The 24,486-nt window shown below is 43.0% G+C and carries 25 protein-coding genes; 12 read left to right on the top strand and 13 right to left on the bottom strand.

Annotated features, from left to right (window positions below):
* Positions 1–27 precede the first annotated feature (27 nt).
* Positions 28–606 carry a leucyl/phenylalanyl-tRNA--protein transferase gene (gene aat / locus LEPTO7376_RS14415; RefSeq protein ID WP_041763637.1) on the bottom strand — a complete coding sequence of 193 codons (579 nt, stop codon included), beginning with the start codon at positions 604–606 and terminating at the stop codon, positions 28–30.
* 63 nt (positions 607–669) lie between these two features.
* Positions 670–2,364: a cation:proton antiporter gene (locus LEPTO7376_RS14410; protein ID WP_015134900.1), complete on the bottom strand. Its 1,695-nt coding sequence runs from the start codon at positions 2,362–2,364 to the stop codon at positions 670–672.
* A 106-nt stretch (positions 2,365–2,470) separates the two neighbouring features.
* On the opposite strand from LEPTO7376_RS14410, the gene LEPTO7376_RS14405 reads away from it, so the two are divergent.
* Entirely contained in the window at positions 2,471–2,806 is a 336-nt protein-coding gene (locus tag LEPTO7376_RS14405; RefSeq protein WP_015134899.1) for a hypothetical protein, read from the top strand.
* A gap of 42 nt (positions 2,807–2,848) precedes the next feature.
* On the opposite strand, the gene psaK is transcribed toward LEPTO7376_RS14405, so the two are convergent.
* The 6 genes from psaK to LEPTO7376_RS14375 all read right to left on the bottom strand — a co-directional run bounded on the left by psaK (position 2,849) and on the right by LEPTO7376_RS14375 (position 7,793).
* On the bottom strand, positions 2,849–3,112 hold the full coding sequence (gene psaK, locus LEPTO7376_RS14400) for a photosystem I reaction center subunit PsaK (RefSeq protein WP_015134898.1): 264 nt from the start codon (positions 3,110–3,112) through the stop codon (positions 2,849–2,851).
* A gap of 148 nt (positions 3,113–3,260) precedes the next feature.
* Entirely contained in the window at positions 3,261–3,809 is a 549-nt protein-coding gene (locus LEPTO7376_RS14395) for a DUF2854 domain-containing protein (protein WP_015134897.1), read from the bottom strand.
* 52 nt (positions 3,810–3,861) lie between these two features.
* Positions 3,862–4,806, bottom strand: coding sequence for a MoxR family ATPase (locus tag LEPTO7376_RS14390; protein WP_015134896.1), 945 nt, complete (start codon positions 4,804–4,806; stop codon positions 3,862–3,864).
* Positions 4,807–4,811: 5 nt separating this feature from the next.
* Positions 4,812–5,786 carry a bifunctional riboflavin kinase/FAD synthetase gene (locus LEPTO7376_RS14385; RefSeq protein WP_015134895.1) on the bottom strand — a complete coding sequence of 325 codons (975 nt, stop codon included), beginning with the start codon at positions 5,784–5,786 and terminating at the stop codon, positions 4,812–4,814.
* A 40-nt stretch (positions 5,787–5,826) separates the two neighbouring features.
* Entirely contained in the window at positions 5,827–6,729 is a 903-nt protein-coding gene (locus LEPTO7376_RS14380; RefSeq protein ID WP_015134894.1) for an MBL fold metallo-hydrolase, read from the bottom strand.
* A 395-nt stretch (positions 6,730–7,124) separates the two neighbouring features.
* Positions 7,125–7,793 (bottom strand): 1-acyl-sn-glycerol-3-phosphate acyltransferase, encoded by a 669-nt coding sequence (locus LEPTO7376_RS14375; RefSeq protein ID WP_015134892.1) that lies wholly within the window; start codon positions 7,791–7,793, stop codon positions 7,125–7,127.
* 616 nt (positions 7,794–8,409) lie between these two features.
* Here LEPTO7376_RS14375 and LEPTO7376_RS14370 point away from each other — a divergent pair.
* The 5 genes from LEPTO7376_RS14370 (at position 8,410) to pstA (ending at position 14,110) form a co-directional block, all read left to right on the top strand.
* Entirely contained in the window at positions 8,410–8,757 is a 348-nt protein-coding gene (locus LEPTO7376_RS14370) for a DUF1830 domain-containing protein (protein ID WP_015134891.1), read from the top strand.
* Between the two features lie 150 nt (positions 8,758–8,907).
* Entirely contained in the window at positions 8,908–10,281 is a 1,374-nt protein-coding gene (gene trmFO, locus LEPTO7376_RS14365) for an FADH(2)-oxidizing methylenetetrahydrofolate--tRNA-(uracil(54)-C(5))-methyltransferase TrmFO (protein WP_015134890.1), read from the top strand.
* A 709-nt stretch (positions 10,282–10,990) separates the two neighbouring features.
* Positions 10,991–12,070: a PstS family phosphate ABC transporter substrate-binding protein gene (locus LEPTO7376_RS14360; RefSeq protein WP_015134889.1), complete on the top strand. Its 1,080-nt coding sequence runs from the start codon at positions 10,991–10,993 to the stop codon at positions 12,068–12,070.
* Positions 12,071–12,260: 190 nt separating this feature from the next.
* A complete protein-coding gene (pstC, locus tag LEPTO7376_RS14355) occupies positions 12,261–13,199 on the top strand; it encodes a phosphate ABC transporter permease subunit PstC (RefSeq protein WP_015134888.1) in 939 nt (312 codons plus the stop codon).
* Positions 13,196–14,110, top strand: coding sequence for a phosphate ABC transporter permease PstA (gene pstA / locus LEPTO7376_RS14350; protein WP_015134887.1), 915 nt, complete (start codon positions 13,196–13,198; stop codon positions 14,108–14,110). The genes pstC and pstA overlap by 4 nt, the downstream gene beginning before the upstream one ends.
* Before the next feature lie 95 nt (positions 14,111–14,205).
* Here pstA and LEPTO7376_RS14345 read toward each other — a convergent pair whose 3' ends face one another.
* On the bottom strand, positions 14,206–15,444 hold the full coding sequence (locus LEPTO7376_RS14345; RefSeq protein WP_015134886.1) for a CCA tRNA nucleotidyltransferase: 1,239 nt from the start codon (positions 15,442–15,444) through the stop codon (positions 14,206–14,208).
* Positions 15,445–15,593: 149 nt separating this feature from the next.
* On the opposite strand from LEPTO7376_RS14345, the gene LEPTO7376_RS14340 reads away from it, so the two are divergent.
* Positions 15,594–16,484: a rhodanese-related sulfurtransferase gene (locus LEPTO7376_RS14340; RefSeq protein WP_041763634.1), complete on the top strand. Its 891-nt coding sequence runs from the start codon at positions 15,594–15,596 to the stop codon at positions 16,482–16,484.
* Between the two features lie 307 nt (positions 16,485–16,791).
* A complete protein-coding gene (gene cysH / locus LEPTO7376_RS14335) occupies positions 16,792–17,562 on the top strand; it encodes a phosphoadenosine phosphosulfate reductase (protein ID WP_160148628.1) in 771 nt (256 codons plus the stop codon).
* A 151-nt stretch (positions 17,563–17,713) separates the two neighbouring features.
* On the opposite strand, the gene rplI is transcribed toward cysH, so the two are convergent.
* The 3 genes from rplI to psaC form a co-directional block, all read right to left on the bottom strand.
* Entirely contained in the window at positions 17,714–18,172 is a 459-nt protein-coding gene (rplI, locus tag LEPTO7376_RS14330; RefSeq protein ID WP_015134883.1) for a 50S ribosomal protein L9, read from the bottom strand.
* 166 nt (positions 18,173–18,338) lie between these two features.
* Complete coding sequence (locus LEPTO7376_RS14325; protein WP_160148465.1) at positions 18,339–19,778, bottom strand: diguanylate cyclase; 1,440 nt, start codon at positions 19,776–19,778, stop codon at positions 18,339–18,341.
* Between the two features lie 352 nt (positions 19,779–20,130).
* Positions 20,131–20,376, bottom strand: a complete 246-nt coding sequence (psaC, locus tag LEPTO7376_RS24870) for a photosystem I iron-sulfur center protein PsaC (RefSeq protein ID WP_012307203.1) — start codon at positions 20,374–20,376, stop codon at positions 20,131–20,133.
* Between the two features lie 266 nt (positions 20,377–20,642).
* On the opposite strand from psaC, the gene LEPTO7376_RS14320 reads away from it, so the two are divergent.
* The 4 genes from LEPTO7376_RS14320 to LEPTO7376_RS14305 all read left to right on the top strand — a co-directional run bounded on the left by LEPTO7376_RS14320 (position 20,643) and on the right by LEPTO7376_RS14305 (position 24,177).
* Positions 20,643–21,182, top strand: coding sequence for a DUF1997 domain-containing protein (locus LEPTO7376_RS14320; RefSeq protein ID WP_015134881.1), 540 nt, complete (start codon positions 20,643–20,645; stop codon positions 21,180–21,182).
* Between the two features lie 73 nt (positions 21,183–21,255).
* A complete protein-coding gene (locus LEPTO7376_RS14315) occupies positions 21,256–22,062 on the top strand; it encodes an SPFH domain-containing protein (protein ID WP_015134880.1) in 807 nt (268 codons plus the stop codon).
* A gap of 181 nt (positions 22,063–22,243) precedes the next feature.
* Positions 22,244–22,366 carry a hypothetical protein gene (locus tag LEPTO7376_RS28410; RefSeq protein ID WP_015134879.1) on the top strand — a complete coding sequence of 41 codons (123 nt, stop codon included), beginning with the start codon at positions 22,244–22,246 and terminating at the stop codon, positions 22,364–22,366.
* Between the two features lie 137 nt (positions 22,367–22,503).
* Positions 22,504–24,177: an MBL fold metallo-hydrolase gene (locus LEPTO7376_RS14305; protein WP_015134878.1), complete on the top strand. Its 1,674-nt coding sequence runs from the start codon at positions 22,504–22,506 to the stop codon at positions 24,175–24,177.
* Here LEPTO7376_RS14305 and LEPTO7376_RS14300 read toward each other — a convergent pair.
* Positions 24,161–24,475, bottom strand: a complete 315-nt coding sequence (locus tag LEPTO7376_RS14300; protein WP_015134877.1) for a DUF6679 family protein — start codon at positions 24,473–24,475, stop codon at positions 24,161–24,163. The two genes, LEPTO7376_RS14305 and LEPTO7376_RS14300, sit on opposite strands and share 17 nt — an antisense overlap.
* Positions 24,476–24,486 lie beyond the last annotated feature (11 nt).

Raw genomic sequence — 24,486 nt, 5'->3', positions numbered from 1 at the left:
ACGCCACTAAAAATCAGCTCTGTCAGCTTAAAGCTTGCAGGGCATTTTTATGGCTTGTTGAAGGATTTGCCGATACTCAATGTTGCTAATCACGTAGGAACCAAACCGCTCTAAGTGAGGGTTTTGCAGCTGGGCATCAAATAACTTAAACCCTTGTGTTCTGAGGTGATTGACGAGTAAAACCATTGCAACTTTTGAGCCATCGGGGATATTAAAAAACATCGATTCCCCAATAAATGCCCCACCAATCACAATGCCTAAAACACCACCTGCAAGGCGATCGCCCTGCCATGTTTCAAAGCTATGGGCATATCCTGCCTTATGCAGTGCAAAATAAATATCCATTAGCTCCGGTGAAATCCAAGTGGTATCTCGATCTGCACAGCCGTGACAAACTTCTTTGAATGCTTGGTTAATGGCTGGCGTAAACTCTTTTTTATTTAAAACACGTCGCAAAGATTTTGGGTAGCGAAAACGCTCATCGAGAGGGATCAAAGTTCGTTGCCGACTTGAATACCAGCCAAGGTTGTCATTATCATCCGACATCAAAAAATACCCTTGGGAATAACCCTCAAGAATGACCGGAATATTAAAACGACTAATCATAGAAACCGTTAGTTGGCAAAGTATTGATGCAGCAGTCGGTCGCCCCAACATTGGGAACAAGTATCAAGATTGTACCCTCTGCGAATTATCTCTTATATGGGGAGCAATGTCTGAACCAGTCACAAAATCTAGATTTTTGTGCAATACCCTGGCTGCTTCCACTGCGGCATCTCGAAAAGGCATGAGTACCAAATCAGCGCCTGCTTTTTGAAGAGGATAGCTTTCTTGCTGTGTGTGACTGGTAAGGGCAATTTTTCCGGTGTAATTGTGATGCTTTAGATGATGGAGCAATTTGAGGCCCATATCTAAACCTGGCAAGGTACTAATAATCCAATAAACTTTATTCAGCGGAAGAACGGCAGGGAACTCCGGATCTTCAGCATCACCGTAAAAGGTCATCACTCCCTGCGATCGCCAAAAATTGACGAGCTCTGGATCAAAATCTACGCCTAATACTTTGACACCTAGTTGCTCTAAATCTTGGATTAAACTGCCTCCATATCGTCCCAAACCAAAGACGATTACATCCAGCTCCTCAAATTCAGTAATTCCCGTGGCATCTTCTTTGTGAGGCATTTTTCGTTCAACCCAATTAAACCAAGGCGAAAATCGTTCGTAAATCAGGCTGGAGCGCAAAATCATATAGGTTGATAGACCCATGGTGATTAAGGCAATTAAAGTAATTAATCCGCTGGTTTCACTAGAAATATGACCTAAACTTACCCCTAACCCTGCCAAAATCAGTGAAAATTCGCTAATTTGCCCCAAGGATAGACTAGTAATAACACTGGTATATTTTTTGTAACCAAGCATTCCGACTAAAGCCATTACCATTATTGGCTTCGTAATCAGAACAAATGCAGACAGAATTAAAGCGGGAAAAAGCTGGTTGAGAAAATCAGTGATTTCGATGTGGATGCCGAGGTTAATAAAAAAGAATAGGAGTAAAAAATCCCGTAAACTCACTAACCGAGGGGCAATAATCAGACGATAAGGTGTGGCTGCGAGGGAAACGCCTGCCATAAATGCACCAACTTCTTTGCTAAATCCTAAAAAATCTCCCACTGAGGCAAGAACGATCGCCCAGGTAATCGCAAAAATCAGGAGCAATTCGGTTGATCGAGCAATGCCATGGAGCAGTTTCGGCAGAATGAATTTTGTGATTAGAGTTAGAGAACCGAGAAAGGCAGCTCCCCGCAAAGAAACGAATAATAATGAGCGTCCTAAACTTTGCTCCCCATCGCCAAATGCCGACAAAATAATCATCAGTAGTACGACAGCAATATCCTGCACAATCAGTACACCGACAGCAATTCGACTATGGAGCGCATCAATTTCTTTTTTATCGGACAATAATTTGACGATAATAATTGTGCTAGAAAAAGTTAAGGCGATCGCCACATAAAATGCAGCGATGGGTGACATTCCCATTACCCAACAAAGTAAGTAGCCGAAGCCTCCCGTCAATGCCATTTGACCCACTGCCGTGATTACTGCTACTGAGCCAACAGCATTAATCTCATTCGGTTCTAGCTTTAGCCCAACGACAAACAGCAGCACTGCGATGCCCAGCTCCGCCAACAACTCCACTTCCTCCGTGCTGCTGACAATCGAAAACCCCGAAGGGCCAATTAAAATTCCAACCGCGATAAACGCCATAATTAATGGCTGCTTTAACCACACGGCGATCGCCCCTAAACTAGAAGCAATGGCAAGAATCACTGCAATTTGAGTAAAGGGGTGGGCTAAATGTGGCATAGAATATCTGCACGACTGGCTGCTCTAAACCGATTGTGACACGCAGTTTTTAGACGATGATTATCCTTACGAAATTGTTTAAATTTCTGCAACTCTCGTAACCACAATGGCAAAGAAAAAGAAAAAAAAAGCCCAACCGAAAGGGGTACGAGGTGGACTACTCGCATCAATTGTTTTTCTTGTTGCTTTTATCGTGTTGCGATATGGTATTTTGCTTAGTATTTTTTTTGGGGCTCTTAGCGGCTTTTGCGTTGGTATTATCCTACGTTGGTGGCAAAGCGACGAAGGAGCTAAAGCAAAATGGCATCCCTTCAGCAAAGTTCAAATCAACCCAAAGAAACGCTATCCTGGCTTAGGGGACATTGGCTCTCGACAAAGTCAGCGAGGTTCTCTTGTTCAGAAACGAAAAAAATCTCCTGAAGGCGAACCCTCAGGAGATTAGAAATACTGTCACAAAACAAAAGAAAAAGGCATTTAACAGCGTCTAGATTGCGCCTGCACTAGCCAACCCAAGAATCGCGCCAACTCCGATGACATGACCTAGGCTTGTAGTTGCCAAAAGTGCGGGAAAACCCATGCCACCAAACATTTCTGGCATTGGTAGTGCGGGGCCTGCAGAAGGATTTTTGATTGTTGCCTTGCCGAGTGCGATCGCCAAGATGTTGCAAATGATCATAACGACTGCAACCTTGGGGCTCCATTCCAATGTGGGAGGCACAGCTGCAGCAAGGGTAAGAACTAAAGACATAAATTCTGACTCCTAAATATTAGGTAGGGGGATTTATAAACAAATTAACGGTGTCGTATAGTATTCAAGTTTTGCTTAGATGTGAACTAATGCCAAATTTACTTAGCAATACTTAGTAATTCCCTAAAGTTAGATGGAGTCATCATGTCTAAGCAGCTGTCCGAACAAGGGCTAACTCGATTTCGTTTTCCTCTGGTTGGACAATCACGGCCTTCACATCAGGCCCAAAGAAACGCTCGATTTTTTCCTGACGTTTTTGCCACTCTTCTAACGAAAATAACGGCGAATAAAACTCTAAAACCAAAGCATACTGACCATCATGGGATTCTTCACGAAGATGATGGAGAGAAGGTCGTTCCTCATCTGTAGGGCTTAAAGCTAAACGCTCCAAAGAATCATCCAGATGACAATCCTGACCATAACGGTAGCGGGTAATATCTTTACGAATTTGTTGCTGTGTATCCGTTGCCTGAGCTTCTCGAAGAGAGAGCACATCATCAGATAAGTCCGAACTATAGGGAGTTGGTTTAATCTCGGCTGCCTTGAGCGCTAAGCCTCCCAACAGAATCGGAACGCCGTAAAACATACCTGCCAAATTAAGCGTTGCATTTCCAAAGCCGTAGGCCGCAAAACCAATAACAGAGAGGATGCCTCCAACGACCAACCCAACACTGCCAAGCGAAATCTTACCGAACATTAAAGATACCCATTAGCTCTAATAAAACTTCACCAATCTTAACATGGCGTTCCTAGGCAGTTGGAAGACTATAGCCACTTTCAGGTGTCGAGGGATCGGAAATCGTTGCCACAAGAGTGTTAATCACATCCTTTGCACTTTTTCCACCAGAGACAATTACGCGATGGGCAAGGACAAAAGGCGCTAAGTATTTAATGTCATCAGTCAAAATGAAATCACGATCGGCCAAATAAGCATAAGCTTGAGCAGCCCTCTGGAGAGCTACTGTGCCTCGAGGACTGACGCCAAGAATGATCCCCTCATAATTACGGGATTTCTGCACAATTTTGACAATATATTCTTGAATTGATTTTTCGACGTGAATCTTTTGCACTTCCGTCTGTAGCTGTCGTACCTCATCAGGGGAAATACAAGGCTCTAACTGTTCAGGTTTGATACGAGATTGGTGCATCTGAAGCATATCTACTTCTTCCGAAAATCCAGGGTAGCCAAGACTAAGAGAGAGAATGAAGCGATCCATTTGCGCTTCTGGTAAGGGAAATGTGCCTTGGTATTCGACTGGATTTTGGGTCGCGACTACAAAAAATGGTTTAGGAACCTGACGAGCCTCACCATCTACTGTTACCTGTTGCTCTTCCATAACTTCAAGGAGAGCTGATTGGGTACGGGGAGTCGCGCGGTTAATTTCGTCTGTGAGTAAAACATTGGCAAAGATTGGACCCGATAAAAATTCAAATTCGCGATTATTAGGGTTCCAAATATTTGTGCCTGTAATATCACTCGGAAGTAAGTCAGGCGTACATTGAATGCGCTGAAATTTACCGTTGACTGAACGGGCAAGGGATTTCGCCAATAATGTTTTACCGACGCCCGGAACGTCTTCGAGCAAGACATGACCGCCGCTCAGCATGGCGACGAGAACAAGCCGTATGGCATCCTCTTTACCGACAATGGTTTTTGAGAGGTTATCGGTCAGGTCACGAACTCGTTCTTTCATTATGTCTAGGTCAGATTAAGTAGTTTTTTGGTGCGATCGCAATCCTGTTTTATTTGGGCTTGCAATTGTTCAAGGGAAGCGAATTTTCGTTCTGGTCGAATGTAGTGTAAAAGTTTAAGGGTTAGGATTTCACCGTAAAGCTGCTGATCATAGTTAAAAAGATGTACTTCGACGGTCGGGTTTTCTGCCTTGGGATCAACAGTTGGACGACAACCAATATTTAGTATTCCCCACTGGTCTTGTTGAAAAGATTGTCCGCAAACCTGCACGCCATACACGCCATATTTTGGCAAGAATTTTGTGCTTGGCAACTCAAGATTAGCTGTGGGAAAGCCAATTTTCCGCCCTAGTTTTTGGCCATGAATCACCTCTCCCTGTAAGCGATATGCTCTTCCTAACATAGCGTTTGCTTGCTCAAGTTGCCCATTCGTGAGGGCTTGTCGAATCGCTGAGCTACTAATGCGATCGCCATCTTCTTTAAATAAAGGTGCGATATTCACTTCGATACCCGATTCGGTGGCGATCGCCCTCAAATCGGTAGAATTACCACTGCGATCTTGACCAAAACAAAAATCGACCCCAATACTAATACTTTCAGTTTTGAGCCTTTTCACTAATATTTCTGAAATAAATTCTCGTGGAGTCAGAGCTGCAAGCTCACGATCAAAAGGCAACAAAATTAATTGTTCAATGCCTAACTGCGAAAGCAATTCTATTTTTTCTGTGAGAGGCGTGAGCAGACGTTTTGGATTACCAGAAAAAAATTCTCGGGGGTGGGGATCAAACGTTACAACAGTTGGACATAATCTTGTCGGCTGTCCTGTGGAGGAATGTCCAATAGCTATTGCTTGGGGTTCTTTATGGGCATAGGCGATCGCCGGCTCGATAACCCACTGATGACCACGATGCAATCCATCAAAATTACCTAAAGCGATACTAGTGGGCGTAACCGCCTCAATGCCCGAAGATACTACCCGCACGTTTCAAAGCCCGAAATATTTCTTTATATTCTATACCGAGTTAAACAGATAGCTTTTCAGAACCCTCTGCCTGGTTCCCTTCTGCTCCGTCTGTAGGATTCAAGACAATGGACATTCCTTCGCGAGCTAAAACTGTATTTGAAAACTCAGAAGCTGCTTCTTCTGCTATTTTGTCGAGAAAATCATCATTATGGAGTGGATCATGATGAAAAATAACTAGTTGCTTTACATTCGCGGCCTTCGCAACCTTCACTGCTTCTTGCCAAGTGCTGTGACCCCAGCCTACTTTGCTGGATTTTGGATCATGGTACTCATTGTCTGTATAAGCAGCATCGATAATCACAACATCTGCATTATCCGCCAGCTTTAAAACCTGGTCATCAATATGATCTGGATAATGTTCCGTATCAGTAATATAAGCTGCTGATATGCCGCGCCAGCTCACACGGTAGCCAACGGCTTCTCCAGGGTGATTTAGCTTTGCGTTCTCAATGACAACATCCCCAATTTCAAGGGACTCACCAATTTCAAGGGAAAAGAATTTCAAATCTGCCTGCATAATCTGTAGCGGTACAGGAAAATTTGGGTGGAGCATTTGGTCATGGAGACGTTGCTTGATAGTGGCACCATTTGGTGCGACGACCCCATAGATATTGAACTTATTGACCTTTACAAAAGCTGGCACAAAAAAGGGGAAACCTTGAATGTGATCCCAGTGGGAGTGGGTGAAAAACATATGAGCTTCAACGGGTAGTTGGCTCATTAGGGATTGACCCAAAACTCTTAGGCCCGTACCACCATCAAAAATCAGACGTTCATTACCTGCCACCATCTCAATGCAAGGTGTGTTACCGCCATACCGAACTGTTTCAGCTCCAGGGCAAGGAATACTCCCACGTACTCCCCAAAAATTTATCTTAAATTGCTGTTTAGAATCGGACATGGGTTAAGTAAACCGCAGGAATTTAGCTTTTATATATTGAGGATATGGAATCAGTATATATAAGGGTTGAATACTGAGTTCTGGTCGAAAGGGTTGGTAGATGTATTTGTATATGATGCAACTATCTGTTTGAAATGATACACCACAAATAAAAAGCTTTCAGGGAGATTTTTGTTATTGGCATTTTTTCTGTGGGAGTGGTGGGTAAACTTGTCTGCTTCTAATGCGCCAATCACGACCCAATAGCCTTCAATATCATGAGTGTAGCAATTCCCTAGACGAGATGTCTGCATACTTTGCACCCTGTAATAGGTGGGTGGGATCGTGATTAATTAAAGAGATTGTCTAGAAAGACATTTTGTAAGAATTGACCAGTTCATACTGTGTGGAGAGTATTAACGACCTTTTGTGTGTAATTCATTGATACGTTCTGCACAAACTTCTGTTGTCGTGGTGAGGGCGGGTTTGGCCACGGTGGAAGGAGGGGCGATCGCCTCACCAATACGCACAGTTATCGCTGCTGGCCGAGGAAAAAGACTACTTTCTTTGAGAATACCTTCCGTGCCAATGAGGCTAATGGGTACTAAAGGAACCTGAGCTTTAGCGGCAATGAGGGCAGCTCCAGATTTTGGGGATGTGATGCGACCATCTTTGGTTCGGGTACCTTGTAAAAAAATACCGACTCCCCATCCAGCTTCAAGCGAGGCTAGTGCTGCACGGATAGCTGAACGATCGCTGGCTCCCCGTCTAACGGGATAAGCACCATAAGTAAGCATGATCTGTTTGAGAATTGGCACCCGAAACAATTCTTCTTTTGCCATAAAGGCGATAGGACGACAAACTGTTGCGGCAAGGATGGGAGGGTCAAAATTACTGGCGTGGTTGCTAACGGCAATGAAACCTCCTTTTTGAGGTACGTTTTCTAATCCAGTTACATGACAACGGAAGTAACTGGATAGGATTGGCTGTACAATTGCCCACTTCAAGGCTCTGTACAAAACTAAGCTGCTTAATGGCTCCCGTTCCTTAGACCGGGTGATCGCCTTACTTTGTTCTTTCCCCATAACACCTCACGACTCTTTCTCAGTTCGGAATAAGCTTATTTAGTAAAGTCTCATGCATTTATGGCAATTTCAAATATGGATTGAGAGAGAACTTGATTTCTTCTTTAAATCTCAACGTGCTTCTAAACATCTTGGACTAGGCAAAAAATCTTATTCTTTACACTTCTGTGATTCGGAATTTATAAAGATCTCATTAATTCAAATATTGTCAATTCTTAATTCGAAATTGATACGGCACAAGCCCAGAATCTTAATTTTGTTTTAATAACTTAGTCCCGATAGTCTTCTGCTATACATTTATTTCGATGCCATGACAAAAAACGATGTTTGAGCTATGAGTGGCAACTGATTGAAGCGTGGACAATCGTCAACGTAAACAATTTCAACGTTTAGTCATTAAATAGAGATTTAGGAAAACTTCAAAACAGCTCTGATTGTCCAGAAAAAAGTAAGTCTAAATACATTTTTCTTAATCAATGACTGTTGTGTGATAGAGCTGAAATCTAAACACTAGAATTACTGATTGTATTGAGCTTTACAGCGACTTGGGATCAGAAAGTGTTAGCTTGTTAGTAATTAATAGAAAACTTACTTTAAATACTTATCCGGTAGAGTTATGGCTCAAATACTTGATCCCCTTCCAGAAGATAAGAACAAAATTTCACTTTGTTGTTATATAAACGCGACGAGCCAAATTCAAGTTGCTCGCATCACAAATATAGAAGACTGGTATTTTGAACGAGTCGTCTTTCCCGGTCAACGTCTTGTTTTTGAAGCGGTATCCCACGCAATTCTTGAAATTCATACCGGTATGATGGCTAGCGCAATTTTGTCTGATACGATCCCCTGTAATCGGCTTGCTTTAGGTAGTGCACCCGAAGTATCTGATTCGAGCGAATCAGATGAGATTATCCCAGTCCTACAGACGGAAGGTGCTGATAGCCCTGTGGCGATCGCCAAATAATTACATTTTTCTAATAGACTTTTCCAAAATTTGAGATAGAAACCGCCTCGATGGCGGTTTTTTTTGTGACTTTTTATCTCTTTCGACAAAACAGATACAATAGAAGGCTGCAAAAATAAATCACTTAAACGCACGTTAACGAAAATACCTATGACATCTTCAATTCCTCTCGTTACAGTTATTGGTGGTGGACTAGCAGGTACAGAAGCCGCTTGGCAAATCGCCCAAGCAGGCGTTCCCGTCGATTTCTATGAAATGCGACCAGTTGAAAAAAGTCCAGCCCATCATACTGAGGAATTAGCAGAATTAGTCTGTAGCAACTCATTTGGCGCTCAATCTAGCGATCGCGCTTCTGGACTATTGCATGAGGAGTTACGCCGTTTAAGCTCAGTCATTATTGCTACAGCAGATGAACATCGGGTGCCAGCTGGGGGAGCTTTAGCCGTTGACCGTGCCATTTTCAGTAAGGATCTCACCCGCAAACTTTCAAGCCATCCCCTTGTCAGCTTTTATCGTCAACCCCTTAATCGCATTCCCAACGAAGGAATTACTGTTTTAGCTACAGGTCCCTTAACAAGCGCCGATCTTGCTAAAGAGCTTCAACAGTTTACGGGCATGGAATATATGAGCTTTTTCGATGCGGCCAGCCCAATTATTGTTGGTGAAAGTATTGATCGCGATGTTGCATTTCTCGCTTCCCGTTATGACAAAGGTGAAGCCGCCTACTTAAATTGCCCAATGAACAAAGAGCAATATCTTCGTTTTAGGGAAGCACTATGCGCCGCCGAACAAGCAGAATTAAAAGACTTTGAACAAGAAAGCGCCAAATTTTTTGAAGGATGTTTGCCTATCGAAGAACTTGGGCGACGGGGAGAAGACACAATGCGTTATGGTCCTCTGAAGCCCGTTGGACTTTTTGATGCTCGCCTCGGCGATTTTCGCGCTCCTGAAAATAAATCGAAAAAACCCTACGCTGTCGTCCAGCTTCGACAGGAAGATAAACAAGGTCAGCTGTGGAATATGGTGGGCTTCCAGACAAATTTGCGATGGGGTGAACAAAAACGAGTATTCCGAATGATCCCTGCACTAGAAAATGCCGAATTTGTTCGGATGGGCGTGATGCATCGTAATACCTTTCTAAATTCGCCCGAACTTCTAGATGCAACCCTACAGTTCACCAAACGCCCAACTCTGTTGGCTGCTGGTCAGTTAATCGGAACAGAAGGATATACCGCAGCTGCAGCTGGTGGTTGGCTAGCTGGAACCAATGCTGCACGTTTAGCCAAAAGCTTATCAACTTTAACTATGCCTAACACCACAATGATGGGAGCTTTATTTGATTTCATTCATTCTGCATCACCAAAGCATTTCCAACCGATGCCACCAAACTTTGGGATCATTCCTGCCTTAGCTGAACGTGTTCGTAGCAAAAAAGAACGTTATGGAGTTTACCGCGATCGCTCTCTAGCAGACTTAGCTTCTTGGCAACTTGAGAATCAATCTTTAGAGGCCGTTGTTCTATAGAAAATTTTCCAGAGCATTTAACCAACTAAATGTTTTGGGTTTTGCTTATAAAGTCAAAATCCAGAGATAAAGTCAGCTATCCTATTCCGAAACTTTGGGAGGGTGGCTGTTTTTCTCTATCTGATCTATTGCAATAATGAATACTTGAATATAACAGGCTTTGGTTTGTTGTTTGTCAAATTAGCTTGCCTAGAAAATAGCTCCCGAAAAATATATATTTTTCGGGAGCTATTTTTGATAAATATCCCATATAAGAATTTGAATCTTATTTTGTCTTCTTGATTGTAAATATTCGCCGGATTTTAAAATGTGAATTCTAATGATGTAGCTGGATTTTATAAAGGTAAAACAATGCTAATTCTATTGACGCCATTGTTTATTCTCTATGCAAAAAGGCATTTTTATGAGGCTGGATTTAAACTCTGCTTAACCTAAAAAACATGATCATTTAAGCTTTAAGTTCTTGCATTATAGAAACTTTCAGAAAAAGCTGTGAGAATGATCACATCTTTGTTTGCATGTGGTATAACCATTCTGAAACGTAAATGAACTCGGTTTTTATTTAATAACTGAGATTGATGAGTAAGTTATAAAGTGATGTACTTAGAAATGGACTTTCTAGTACTTTGCTGTATTTGCTTAATTCAATATATTGTTTGGGTCTAATTAGGCTTGATCTCACATTTTTTAATTGCACACAGAGGATATTATGAAACAGCAAGCCACTCGCTTCCGCGCTTGGTCTTTAGGCCTTTCGAGTTTGGCTCTCATCACAATGCTAGGCGCTTGTGGTGGTGACCAACCTGCTACCGATACTTCTGAAGGTACTGATACAACTGAAGAAACTACTGAAGAAGCTGGTTCTGGGCTTTCAGGTAGTGTTGCTATCGATGGTTCTAGTACAGTTTTCCCTATCACCGAGGCAATGGCTGAGGAATTTCAGAAGGCAAATCCTGATGTTCGTATCACCGTTGGTGTTTCTGGTACTGGTGGTGGTTTCAAGAAATTTTGTTCTGGTGAAACTGACATTTCCGATGCTTCTCGTCCTATCAAAGAGTCTGAAATCGCGCTCTGCGAAGAAGGCGGTATTGAGTACATTGAGATTCCTGTTGCTTATGATGCAATCTCAGTTGTTGCGAACCTCGAAAATGATTGGGCAATGTGCTTAACAACTGCAGAACTCACCAAAATTTGGTCTCCTGATGCTGAGGGCACTATTGATAACTGGAGCCAGGTTCGTGAGGGTTTCCCTGATCAGCCTTTGACTCTCTATGGTCCTGGTACTGATTCTGGTACATTCGACTACTTCACTGATGCAATTAATGGTGATGAAGGTCTCAGCCGTGGTGACTATACTGCCAGTGAGGATGACAATGTTGTTGTACAAGGTGTTGCCCAAGATACTGGTGCTCTCGGTTACTTCGGTCTTGCTTACTTTGAAGAGAACGTAGATCGTCTTCGTGCTGTAGAGGTTGATGATGAAGATGCAGCTAATGGTGAAGGTTGTGTTGCACCTAGTGTGGCAACTGTAGATGACACAACTTATCAGCCTCTTGCGCGTCCTATCTTTATCTATGTGAGCACTGATGCGCTAGAGCGTCCTGAAGTTTCTGCATTTGTTGACTTCTATATGCAGGAAGAGAATGGCAGTCTGGTTTCTGAGGTTGGTTATGTTGCAATGTCTTCTGAAATTTACAGTAAGGCTATAACTCGTATTGAGGAGAAAACTGTGGGTTCTATCTTCGGTGGTGGTTCTACCGTTGGTGTGAAGCTTGATGAAGTTCTCTAGATTCCTAAAATAGTTTGAGGGAGTGGAGCCGATATCTAGTGTGTTGGCGATCGCTCCTTTTTCTGTTTTTGTGGTTCTGCTCTTTCTATGGGAATCTTGATTGGAAGTTTGTCTTTTCTCAAGTTTCCCGCTTCGCTCCTTTTTGTGGGGCGATCGCCTGTCAGATGAAACATTAAGCTATTAACGTTCTATGACCATAAGTCCTTTCCCAAAGTTGGTAAACGCCGATCTTTGGCGAGCCAATCGTACTGCCAGTAAATGGTCACAACGCCTCATTGTAGGTATCTTTGGCCTATTTGCTGTTATTTCAGTATTCACCACATTTGGCATTGTTTTCACCCTTGTGATTGATGCCGCAGGATTTTTCCAAGAAGTTCCTCTGTCTCAGTTTTTAACCGACACAAAATGGACACCATTGTTTTTTAATAAGAGCTTTGGTATTTCTGTCTTGGTCACCTCAACTTTAATGACGACCTGCATTGCACTATGCGTTTCATTACCTTTAGGGTTGTTAGCAGCTGTTTGTCTTAGCGAATATGCGCCCAAAAAAGTACGTAAATGGCTCAAACCAGCCCTTGAGATTCTTTCAGGCATTCCGAGTGTGGTTTATGGTTACTTCGCACTACTTTTTGTGACACCGCTTCTCCAGAAATTAATCCCTGGAATTCAGCCATTTAATGCATTAAGTGCTGGTTTAGTCCTTGGTGTGTCAGTGTTGCCACTGGTTGCATCCCTCAGTGAAGATGCAATTTATGCTGTGCCCGATAGCCTTAGGCAAGGTTCTTATGGTTTAGGTGCAACGAAGCGTGAAACGATTACAAATGTTGTTTTACCTGCCGCATTGTCTGGGATTGTGTCCTCTTTTATCTTGGCAATTTCGCGGGCGATCGGTGAAACGATGATCGTCACTATTGCCGCAGGTCAAAGCACCACCTTAAACTTCAATCCCCTTGAATCCGTGTCGACGATGACTGCATTTATCGTGCAGGTCAGCTTGGGAGATGCAGCAGCAGGTAGTCTTGCCTTTAAAACGATTTATGCCGTCGGTTTAACACTCTTCCTAATTACGCTGAGCTTAAATATTTTGAGCTACTGGTTTGTCCGCCGTTTTAGACAGAAATACGAATGAATACTTCAAAATCCTCTGCACTCGATAATGGCAATAGCTTGTATGATGCCCAACTCAATAAGCGCTATTTTTGGGACAAAATTTTTGCGACGGCAAGCTGGGCAGCTGTTGCCTTTAGCATTCTCGTTTTGATCGTCTTGCTAATTGATGTTGTCCATGATGGCTTGCCACGCCTAGATTGGACTCTGTTATCAGAGTTCCCTTCCCGTCGTCCTGCCGAAGCTGGTTTAAAATCAGCGCTGATTGGCACGATTTGGCTCATGAGTATCACAGCAATTATCACGTTTCCGTTAGGTGTTGGTGCGGGAATTTTCCTTGAGGAATTTTCGACAGATAATATTTTCACCAAAATTATTGATATCAATATCAATAATTTGGCGGCTGTCCCTTCGATTATTTATGGTCTGTTAGGTTTAGAAATTTTTGTACGGGTTCTTGAACCAATCACTGGTGGACGGAGTGTGTTGGCGGGGTCAATGACATTAAGTCTATTGATTTTGCCAATCGTAATCGTCTCGACACGCGAGGCTCTAAAGGCAGTACCGGATAGTCTGCGTCAGGCTGGTTTGGCACTGGGCGCTACAAAATGGCAAGTGGTGCGCGAACAGATTTTTCCTCTAGCATTGCCCGGTATTTTGACTGGTACTATTTTGGCTCTCTCACGGGCAATTGGTGAGACTGCTCCACTGATTACGATTGGTGCCTTGACGTTTATTGCCTTTTTGCCACCTTTGGGTCTCGAAGGTTTACAAACACCGTTTACAGCTTTGCCAATTCAGATCTTTAATTGGGTTTCTCGCCCCCAGACGGAATTCCATACGGCTGCAGCGGCGGGGATTATTGTTTTGATGTGTGTGTTGTTGTTTATGAATGGTACTGCTATTTTCTTGCGGAATAAGTTCCAGAAGTAATCAGAGCGTTAATCAGCTATCAAATATTTCATTTGCAGTACATGCAGTTTTATCCTTCAAGAAATTGGGGGATTTTTTATGGCAAAAATTTTGTTTTAAGGCATTGTCTCGAGTAGCGATCGCCCCCATTGGATTGCCTCATCCTTGGTCTGAATTTCCCCCTCGATATAAGCGACATGAATTTCGGTGAGGAGATAACCAATTTGAGGGCTGGGTTGGAGATCGAGCTGCTGAATTAAGTCTTTGCCCGTGAGAAGAGGTTTGGGGTGAGCAACTTGATCTGTCGGGTCAAAATAACGGCTGAGGAGAGGAGCAAGATGGTGGCTGTCTATGCCATAGGCTTGGGCAACAATAGCCGCTACAGGAAAATGGGTTTTGATGTTTTGAAAGAATAGGTATTGCTCACGGAGGGTCATCGGTTCAGTGGCGATCGCCATTAGCTGCGGCAACACTTCGGCGACTAGTACCACAATCCGTAGCTCTTGACGCGAATATTTAAGCTTAAGAATCGTTTTTTGGGCTGTTTCTGGAGTACTACCAGCAAGGCAAGTCAATTTCGCCCAGTAGAGCCACAAGGGATGCTCTTGAAAGGCTGGAAATTTCGCGGTGAGCTGTTGCCAAATCGGTTGAATACGCTGGAGTGTCACAATATTTTCTTGCGACACGGTTGGTAGCCAATAATTTAAAATGCCGTCTTCATAGGCTGCTTTCAACCAGCGATCGCCTACCGCGTGTTCAAGCAAATAATTCAATTCATGTTGAACTCGTTCTGCTGCAATATTTTCGATTAAAGGTGCATATTCCCGCAATTTCAAGCGGGTTGTCGCATCAATCGAAAATCCAAGCTGTGCTGCCTGACGATAGGCTCGCAACAATCGCAATGGATCATCGACTAAATTTTCAGCCGCTACCATTCGCAAAACGCGATTATCGAGGTCATTTAACCCTTTCAGAGGGTCGATCAGATGATTTGAGCGAATATGGTAGGCGATCGCATTGGCACGATAATCCCGGCGGTAGAGATCTGTTTCGAGACTATGACCTTCCTGCTGCGCAAAATCGAGCGTTCCCTGCGGAAAAACCACTCGTGCAATATTTCGTTCAGGATCGAGCACCACAAATCCCGCTTTATATCGCTGGGAAATTTCCCGCGCCGTCTCCACTGCTCGCTCTGGCAATACAAAATCGAAATCAATATATTGGCTCTGCCGCTGTAATAACGCATCCCGCACAGCACCCCCAACCAAACAAGTTTCCGACGGTAATTCCTCCACTGAAAATGGCAGCGATCGCAAAAAATCAGCCAAACGTTTTTGAGGAGATGCCAGAACCATAAATCTAAAGACCGAAAACTAAAAATTCAGAAAATCAAAACGATTACCGAGAATATCATTCCAACCCCAATTATGGAGTATTTAATTCTCCGCCAGATTCAACACACCGCCAGTTAAAATAAAACCGTTCCGCTAAAATCATGTATCCAATGAAGGATTTTGTTGTAATCACTTTTTATAAATTCTTTGAATTTACCGACTATAAAGAGCAACAACAGCCCATCTACAATTTTGCCGCTGAGCAAAATATCTTGGGTACAATCCTCCTCGCTTCAGAAGGAATTAATGCCACTATTGCTGGCACTGAAACTTCGATCCAAGCCATGTTGGATTTCTTGAGGGGCGATCGCCGGCTAGCAGACCTCACCCATAAAATTTCCACTGCCCAGAAAGCGCCCTTTAAACGCCTTAAAGTTCGCCTCAAAAAAGAAATTGTCACCTTCGGTCAACCTGATGCAAAACCCAGTGAGCAAGTGGGCAAATATATTTCTCCTAGCCAATGGAATGAGCTGATCCAAGATCCCGAAGTTACCCTCGTCGATACCCGCAATGATTACGAAATAAGTATTGGCACATTCCAAGGCGCTAAAAATCCCAACACAAAATCCTTCCGCGACTTCCCCCAATACGTTTCCGAAAACCTAGATCCAGCTCAAAATCCAAAAGTCGCCATGTTTTGTACTGGTGGCATCCGCTGTGAAAAAGCGACATCCTATCTTCTCCAGCAAGGCTTTCAAGAGGTCTACCATCTCCAAGGCGGCATTTTAAAATATCTAGAAGAAGTCCCCGAAGAGCAAAGTTTGTGGGAAGGTGAATGCTTTGTTTTCGATGAACGTGTCACCGTTAAACATGGCCTAGAAGAAGGCGAATATGAATTATGCTATGCCTGCGGCCATCCTATTGATGCAGAAGATAAAGCGACAGAAGCCTATGAAATTGGGATTTCTTGCCCCTACTGTATTGAAGCGCTCACTCCCGAAAGACGTGCCAAATTTGCAGAAAAATGGCAACAACGCCAACAGATGAAAGCCAATGCATAGTAAACCGGCGATCGCTGGTTGTGAAATCCACCACAGAAATCGAGAAATTCTCGACTACAATATTTCTAATCATTTCAAAGCATTCATGACATAGAAACAAACTATTGATGTTTCGAGAGTTAAGAAGCGAAAATGTTTCGTTACTATGTTGACTTTCTAGAGAGCCATTAATTTATGCTCGGAGTCTGTCACTATCGGCATCAATACAAACCAATACCTAACCCTTACAATTTTTAGAAGTATGCCACAACTGCATCTTTCCAACACCAAGAGTATCGAACAAAACCATACACCTCAGGGCACTGTCATGAACCGAGGTCACGTTCAAGGTGGTGGAAATATGCCAGAAATGAATTTAGACGAAATCAACCAGTCCCTCATGGGATTATCCTCACCAGAAATCGTGAGTTGGGCTGCCGAAACTTTTCCGCAAGGTCTGATGATGACCACAAGTTTCGGGATTCAATCAGCGGTTATGTTGCATCTTGTGACCAGTATTGTCCCGGAGATTCCCGTCGTTTGGATTGATACAGGCTACCTCCCGGAAGAAACTTACCGTTTTGCAGAGGATTTAACGACTCGTCTTAATCTCAATCTCAAGGTTTACCAGTCGCCAATGAGTCCTGCGAGAATGGAAGCGCTCCACGGCAAACTCTGGGAGCAGGATGATGTGGAGGCGTTTAATCGCTATGACCATATCCGCAAAGTAGAGCCGATGCAGCGAGCTTTGAAGGAGTTAGGTGCTAAGGTTTGGCTTGCAGGCCTACGTAAAGGCCAGACAGATCATCGTAAGACTCTCGGCTATGTGACAAAGCAAGGAGAGCAATATAAGGTGCATCCGATTTTGACTTGGAATGCGAAGGATATTTATGAGTATCTAACGACCCATGATTTACCCTATCACCCCTATTTTGATCAAGGATATGTAACTGTGGGGGATTGGCATTCGAGTCGTCCGTTGATGGCTGGAGACGAAAGTGAGCGTGATACGCGTTTCCGGGGATTAAAACAGGAATGTGGTTTGCATTTACCCGCGACGTCTGAAGAGGCTCAAAGTTTAGATTCTAGTAGTCTGTAACGACCGCAAAAGAGAGGCAGGTGATCGCCCATCCCAAGCCTGTTTTATCCAGCAAATCTAATTTCAACTTAATACAAATAAAAAAGGGATAGACCAATTATGATCTGTCCCTTTTAATTGAATTTTGAGATATGAATGTTTGGGGTAATGCTTAGAGAGCAATAACCTCAAAGTCTACAGTCGCAGTGACTTCAGGGTGAAGCTTGACTTGCGCCTGATAATTACCAGTCTTGTTGATTTCAGGAATGGTAATGCCACGACGATCAACATCTTGACCAGCCATTGCTTTGATTGTGTCAGCCACGTCTTGGGTGGTTACAGTACCGAAGATCAAGTTGTCTTCACCAACTTGCTTACGAATTGTAAGTTTACCAACGGTCTTGAGTGCCACTTTGCGATCTTCTGCTTCTTTGAGCACAGCAGCGAGACGTTGACGCTCTTTTTCACGGCGCTGCTCAACTTGGCGCAAAATACCAGGGGTAGCGAGGGAAGCAATGCCTTGGGGTAGGAGATAGTTACGGGCATAACCAGGAGCGACTTCTACTAGGTCGCCGTTAGTGCCGAGTTTGCGGACATCCTGATTTAGGACGACCTGTAAACGTTTACTCATAGTAATGTGCGGATATTACAAATAATATTTTGTGTATAGCTCTTGTAGCTCACGAACTTCCAATTCTACAATTTTGATGATTATTTAGGCAAATAGGTTTTATTCTGAAATATTTTGCCAGTTCAATTGGCGATCGCCTCAAAGGAAAAAAACTTAGGAAAACGATTTAATCTAAATGATCGATCGATGCTTTTTTCAGGATTTTCTGAGCATACATTTTTTTGTCAGCTTGTTTTAATAATTCGCGAAGAGTCACATCACAATATTCGTCATAGCTAACATGACCAATGCTTAAAGATAGATTATAAGGGCGTTTCTGGCGTTGGTTGAATTGGGTGATCGCGTTCTCTAGTCGCTGAATGATTAAAGCTGCTTCCTCTTGATTCGCTAAGGTAAAACAGGTAAATTCATCTCCACCCAAACGTGAAATAACATCAGCTTTACGGAAGCAAGCTTTGAGATGCTGCGCCGTATCGATAATGATTTGATCTCCCATCTCGTGACCAAAATTATCGTTGATATCCTTTAAGTTATCGATATCGATAAAAAAGACAGAGAAAGACAATCTCCGTTGTTCCGTCAGTTTTAGCTCCTGCTCTGCCATCAGAAAAAAGCCACGCCGATTATAAAGACCGGTCAGCTCATCAATCAGTGTTAGTCGCTGGATCCGCTTCTCTGCCCTACGCCGCTCTTGTATTTCCTGACGTAGTTGTTTGTTTATTTGATCAAGTTGGTTGGTGCGTTCCTCGATCTGCTGCTCCAAAAAATCTACGAGTTTAAACATTTCATTTTGGTTCATCGCCTCAAGGAGACTAGATTGGGTCAGTAGCCCCACCATTTCACCTTTGTCACCAACCACAATGAGGCGATCACTGCGGGTTTCTTGCATAATCTGTCTTGCATGCACTAGGGAATCTGTCGCCTGAATCAATTGCGGTGAAACAGCCATGACATCCTCCGCTTTAATCTGATGGAGCTCTAAACCGAGAGATCGAAATTGCAAAACATCCTGTTCCGTGACTAAACCAACGGCACGCAGCGCATTCTTCTGTTGTGAGTGGTGTTCCGTAATGACGACAGAACCAATCTTATGCTCTACCATTAGCTGCACTAAATCCCAGAGAGTATCATCCTTCTCTGCCGAGACGATTATTCTGACCATCACCTCATTAACAAAACGGAACCGTAATAAATGAGCAGCCTCAATCAAATGGCGCAATAAACGATGGGTGATAATGCCATAAATATGTCCTTGAGCATCAAGAATGGGTAGATGTCTAACCCGATGCTTTTGCAAAACTTGTGAAATTTTTACAGGGGTAAGTTCTTCCTTACTTAAGTCCATCGTCACCACAGGAGAACTCATGACTGCCCCTAATGTCATTGTTTCCCAATCTCTTTCGTGGAGTAGCAACTTTATTAAATCTCGTTCTGTGACGATACCACTGAGGCGATCGCCCTCCATGACTAAAATACAACTGGATTTATTACTATGAATTTGGGCTTTCGACTGATTCTCCACATCACATAAATTATTTGCATCTGCCATTACCTGCATCGCTTGGGCAAGTTTAGTCGAGGCTGGTAATTGAATTGGGTCTCTCACCAAACACTTCGCAAAAGCATCGTGAGATGTGAAATCGAGCATGAAAGGGAAAGAATGATTAATCGTTATTATCTATCTCTAATAGACTGATTTATAACATAAATATCTGTAAATCATAATCGTTAGAATTGCTGAAACTCTCTCCCTTTCCCATGAAATAGCTAAATATCTAAAATTCAATTACTTTCATAAATAAATTCATGCAAGAGTTGGGGTTTTTAGATGAATATTAGACATAAAAAAAGAGAGGACATAGGTTGCCTCTCTACTGATGACCAGAATGATTGAAGGATGTTAAATGAATGGTTTTGTTATAAAACCCAATACAAAAAAATTTTGTTATTCAGGAATTTTAGTAAGCAAGACCCATGCTGCGAGTAGTCTCTGCACCAAGGTAAACTCGGATACTGAGGAAGTCAGTAGGACAAGCAGTTTCACACCGCTTACAACCAACGCAATCTTCTGTGCGAGGAGAAGACGCGATCTGACCAGCTTTGCAGCCATCCCAGGGAACCATCTCTAGGACATCAAGAGGACAGGCACGGACACACTGAGTGCAACCGATACAAGTGTCGTAAATTTTAACGCTATGAGACATTGAGTGTTAACTCCTACAAGAATGTGTTTTTGCGTATCAGCATTCTGGATTATGGGCTAGTTTACCGCAGGGTTTGAGGGCGCTTCTCGAAATGGTGATATAAGTTTACGTTGCGTTACATCAGTGGTTTTTTGTTGGTATTTTTAATGATCTTTTTGGGATGTTTGCTTGGCCTGGATGGATATTATTCGTCGATTTTCGGTTAGAGAAAGCCTGCTTAATGGCCAATTTTGGACTACTGTTTTTTATAGTTTGTGAGTGAATTTATGCAAGTCCGGTTTAATGCAATAGAGCTTGTGCAGTTGGATGCGCCGCAGTTGTCTCCTTCAATTGCTGAGTATTTGCAGCAGGTGGATCGGATTGTTGGAGTCATTGCGAATCCGGAACTGACAGACAAATTAGGGGAGGATCTGTTTCGTCTACGTATGCAACCGATTGGCTTTTTGGATTTATATAAATTTCAACCGATTGTGACGTTGAAAATTTGGTGCGATCGTCAGAATATTTTGCATATCGAGAGTGTGGATTGTCATCTGAAAGGTTTAGAGCTTTTTATGGAGAGTTTTGAGCTGAATGTGACGGGGATTTTGGCCAGCCAAATTGACCTGGAGGGAAATCCTCAATTGAGTGGTAAAGCAGATTTACAGGTTGGGTTAAAGTTGCCACCACCGCTTTGGTTAACGCCTAAATCTCTGTTGCAATCTACGGGCGATCGCCTACTGAGCGAAGTTTTGCAGCGCATCAAACAACAACTCCTCAAGCAATTAATCCAAGATTATGTCGAGTGGACGGCGATCGCTCCATAGCATTCCTCTAAAATGAAGAACAGCATTCTACGGCATCAGCACGATTCACCTCTAACGGAGCAAAGGAAATTCAGTGGAAATTCGGTTCATTCTTTTACTATTCCTTTGCGGTTCTGCCGTAATCGTGTTCATCTATCTCATTTACAAGTCGATTCATATCATCGAGGAAAATGAAGAGGCGATCGTCACTCGAGTTGGACGGTTTAACCGTATTCTCAAGCCTGGGATGAATGCCATCTTGCCCATCATCGAAAAAATTGCCTTTAAGGAAGGTTTGCAAGAGCGTGTCCTTGATATTCCGCCGCAAACTGTTATTACAAAAGACAACATCTCCATTCGAGTCGATGCAATTATTTATTGGGAAATCTTCGACGTTTACCGCGTTTATTATGATGTTGATGATCTGATGGATTCTCTTGCCAACGTTGTTAAAACAATGTTGCGTTCTAAAATCGGTAGTCTCGAACTCCAAGAAACTTACAGTTCACGAGAAGAAATCAACTCTAAATTGATTAATCAACTTAGTGCGGTCACCAGCAAATGGGGCGTGCGGGTCACCTTGGTCGAAATTCAAGACATTATCGTGCCAGAGCGATTACAAGAATCCCTTGAACAGCAACAAGAAGCTGCCAGCCGTAAGCAAGCAACCCTTGAGGATATTGAGGCCATTACGTTATCAGTAAAAGAATTGCTCAAAATTATTGAGAGTAATCCAGAGGAAGGCGCGGCAATTCTCAAATTTATGTTGGCGCGACAATATATGAATGTCAACGAAAAGATCAGTAAGAGTGACAATACTAAAATCTTGTTTATGGATCCGAAGGTAATGACTGAAGCATTATCAAATCTCTTAGAAGAAGATCTGACGGGTACACAGTAAATAACTGCTGTAAATAGTCGCTTTATCCATAAAAAATACTTATTTTTAGAACTTAAGAGAATCCTTAGCAATTTTTGAGAAAAAAGGCTTTTTTCTAACCACAAAAATTTACTTCTCTTCAGTGTTTGTCTCGCTATGATGAGAGTAAGTTTGATCGATACCCAAGGAGAATTAAATTTATATGGATGTCAAGTTATTGCTAGTCGTTTTGACTGGTCTTTTCACTGTGGCCTGTCTGTTCTTTGGCACCAAAAATGGTTTCTATGATTCGGATGATTACCACGGTAATGGGTCTGCTCACTAGGGTCTGCTCTTTGGGGCGATCGCCACGCTTTTTCCCCAGAAACATTCGACTATCAATCAGGTTAATAAACCCATTACATTGCTAGGATCTATACCATGGAACATTTGCCATGGAGATCCTAGTTTTTTTGAAGACATATGCCGACCGCAACAGCATCTTCTACTAAATCTATACCCTTCTCTTGTTTACCCTATGGCATTGGCCATCATGGGGAAGGCGTCTGTCTCTTGGTACAGATGGGAGATTATCGGGTACTGCTAGATTGTGGTCTGACTAATATCGATCAGTTGGTACAAGAACAGACTGCGGATCACCCATCTAAACCACCAATAGATTTTGTGTTTTGTAGTCATGCTCATCGTGATCATGCAGAGGGACTTCTAAAACTCCAAGAGCTTTTTCCTGAGCTGCCGATTTATGCAAGCTCAGCGACAAAAGCTTTGTTGCCTCTCAATTGGACTGGGCAAGCTTTGTCTTTAGATTCTGTAGAGACATTACCGTGGCGATCGCCTACGGAAATTGCTCCAGGATTAATCATCGAACTTTTTCCCGCAGGTCATTTACCAGGAGCTGCAACAGCTTTACTCACCCTAACAACAGAAAAACGTGATTATACCTTGTTCTATACAGGGGATTTTTCTGTCTCCCATTTCCAACTGGTGAACGGATTATCCGTGGAAGAGTTGCGGGGTTTAAAGCCAGATGTGTTGATTATTGAGGGAAGCTATGGCACGTTACGCCATCCTCACCGTCGACAGCAAGAAAAATATTTTACAAACCGTCTCCTCGAAGCATTAGAAACTAAGCAGTCTGTGATTTTGCCTGTGCCGCGTTTAGGATTGGGGCAAGAAATTTTAAAATTACTGCGCTCTCACCATCAATTCACAGGCAAGAAAATAGATATTTGGGTGGAGGGTAATGTCGCCAAAGCTTGCGATCAATATCTCGATATCCTGCAAGAATTACCGTTAACTGTCCAAAATTTTGCTAAGCACCAAGCTTTATTTTGGGATGATCGTGTTTACCCACGGATGCACCGTTTAAAAGCAAAAGAATACCCTGATCTTAGTCAAGGTCAACACATTATCATTACGGATTACACGAATGACTTCGGGCAATATTGTTCTAACTCTGAGAACACTTGTCTATTGCTCTTACCTGAGCATCCTGGTGTTTGGCTGAATTTTGATGAGCCTCCCCTTGCGGCGATCGCCCCTCAAAAAAACGTTCAGATCGAGACCTATCTTCTTGCCGAACATAGCGATGGACGCAATACGACACAGCTTATCCATAACCTTCGTCCCCAACACATCATCTTTTTCCACGGCTCTGACGATGATTTGAGTAATTTGACGGCCCTCGAAGAACTCCAAAATCGCTATCAACTCCATTGTCCCGCCGCCGGCAGTCTTGTTGAGCTTCCCGTTGGTGAAACTTTTATTCAACCTGCTGTGCCCCAACGCACTGAATATGAAGGGGAAATTAACGACTTAGGCGCATGGGTCACCCTAAGCTTGCCAAATACTATTTGTGAAGATCCTCGCTGGCAAACCTTTGCTGATACCGGTTTAGTTGAGGCTCACTGGCAAGGAGAAGAACTGGTTATTCGTGGCATTAATGAGCGAGAGTTGCTCCGTAGCCAAACTGATCTCGAACGTTTTGCGAACCTCGACTGTTGTATTAATTGTCGTTTCCAGAAATCAATGCGCTGTCAACAGCAAAAATCCCCCTTGTACCGTTTTAAGGTGACACCAGAGGGATATTGCCCAGAATTTGAGGCGATCGCCTACCCGACTAATCTTGATTCTTAGAATCAGGGAAATGCGGAAAAATCTGTTCAGCTTCAGGACAATCTTCCGAAATCGCGATTTCCACATCGATTTTTGGCACAGAAGCTAGTTTTTGCGTGATTGCACCAACACTCTCCAGACGAACAAGCTCTTCCCAAGAAGAAACCTCGTCATCTTCTTCCGTTTCATAGCGAATCGTTAGGATCTCTCCCTCAAACGCCGTGATTTTGGCGCTTTCGATCCAACGCTGTTGATCCCGCAAGAAAATGCAAACTTCCTTCTCATCATTGCAGATCTGATTAATCTTGCGGTGTAGCATAAGCTTCTCCA

The sequence above is a fragment of the [Leptolyngbya] sp. PCC 7376 genome, from assembly GCF_000316605.1.
GTDB lineage: Bacteria > Cyanobacteriota > Cyanobacteriia > Cyanobacteriales > MRBY01 > MRBY01.
This window is presented reverse-complemented; position numbering and strand designations above follow the sequence as displayed.

Excerpts from the sequence above, each read along its gene's own strand:
- LEPTO7376_RS14395 (WP_015134897.1), bottom strand. The coding sequence starts at position 3,809 with ATGTTCGGTAAGATTTCGCTTGGCAGTGTTGGGTTGGTCGTTGGAGGC.
- pstA (WP_015134887.1), top strand. The coding sequence starts at position 13,196 with ATGAATACTTCAAAATCCTCTGCACTCGATAATGGCAATAGCTTGTAT.
- LEPTO7376_RS14305 (WP_015134878.1), top strand. The coding sequence starts at position 22,504 with ATGCCGACCGCAACAGCATCTTCTACTAAATCTATACCCTTCTCTTGT.
- LEPTO7376_RS14410 (WP_015134900.1), bottom strand. The coding sequence starts at position 2,364 with ATGCCACATTTAGCCCACCCCTTTACTCAAATTGCAGTGATTCTTGCC.
- LEPTO7376_RS14340 (WP_041763634.1), top strand. The coding sequence starts at position 15,594 with ATGAAGGATTTTGTTGTAATCACTTTTTATAAATTCTTTGAATTTACC.
- LEPTO7376_RS14300 (WP_015134877.1), bottom strand. The coding sequence starts at position 24,475 with ATGCTACACCGCAAGATTAATCAGATCTGCAATGATGAGAAGGAAGTT.
- psaC (WP_012307203.1), bottom strand. The coding sequence starts at position 20,376 with ATGTCTCATAGCGTTAAAATTTACGACACTTGTATCGGTTGCACTCAG.
- LEPTO7376_RS14370 (WP_015134891.1), top strand. The coding sequence starts at position 8,410 with ATGGCTCAAATACTTGATCCCCTTCCAGAAGATAAGAACAAAATTTCA.
- LEPTO7376_RS14405 (WP_015134899.1), top strand. The coding sequence starts at position 2,471 with ATGGCAAAGAAAAAGAAAAAAAAAGCCCAACCGAAAGGGGTACGAGGT.
- LEPTO7376_RS14360 (WP_015134889.1), top strand. The coding sequence starts at position 10,991 with ATGAAACAGCAAGCCACTCGCTTCCGCGCTTGGTCTTTAGGCCTTTCG.
- trmFO (WP_015134890.1), top strand. The coding sequence starts at position 8,908 with ATGACATCTTCAATTCCTCTCGTTACAGTTATTGGTGGTGGACTAGCA.
- psaK (WP_015134898.1), bottom strand. The coding sequence starts at position 3,112 with ATGTCTTTAGTTCTTACCCTTGCTGCAGCTGTGCCTCCCACATTGGAA.
- aat (WP_041763637.1), bottom strand. The coding sequence starts at position 606 with ATGATTAGTCGTTTTAATATTCCGGTCATTCTTGAGGGTTATTCCCAA.
- LEPTO7376_RS14345 (WP_015134886.1), bottom strand. The coding sequence starts at position 15,444 with ATGGTTCTGGCATCTCCTCAAAAACGTTTGGCTGATTTTTTGCGATCG.
- LEPTO7376_RS14380 (WP_015134894.1), bottom strand. The coding sequence starts at position 6,729 with ATGTCCGATTCTAAACAGCAATTTAAGATAAATTTTTGGGGAGTACGT.
- LEPTO7376_RS14375 (WP_015134892.1), bottom strand. The coding sequence starts at position 7,793 with ATGGGGAAAGAACAAAGTAAGGCGATCACCCGGTCTAAGGAACGGGAG.
- cysH (WP_160148628.1), top strand. The coding sequence starts at position 16,792 with ATGAACCGAGGTCACGTTCAAGGTGGTGGAAATATGCCAGAAATGAAT.
- LEPTO7376_RS14320 (WP_015134881.1), top strand. The coding sequence starts at position 20,643 with ATGCAAGTCCGGTTTAATGCAATAGAGCTTGTGCAGTTGGATGCGCCG.
- rplI (WP_015134883.1), bottom strand. The coding sequence starts at position 18,172 with ATGAGTAAACGTTTACAGGTCGTCCTAAATCAGGATGTCCGCAAACTC.
- LEPTO7376_RS14390 (WP_015134896.1), bottom strand. The coding sequence starts at position 4,806 with ATGAAAGAACGAGTTCGTGACCTGACCGATAACCTCTCAAAAACCATT.
- pstC (WP_015134888.1), top strand. The coding sequence starts at position 12,261 with ATGACCATAAGTCCTTTCCCAAAGTTGGTAAACGCCGATCTTTGGCGA.
- LEPTO7376_RS28410 (WP_015134879.1), top strand. The coding sequence starts at position 22,244 with ATGGATGTCAAGTTATTGCTAGTCGTTTTGACTGGTCTTTTCACTGTG.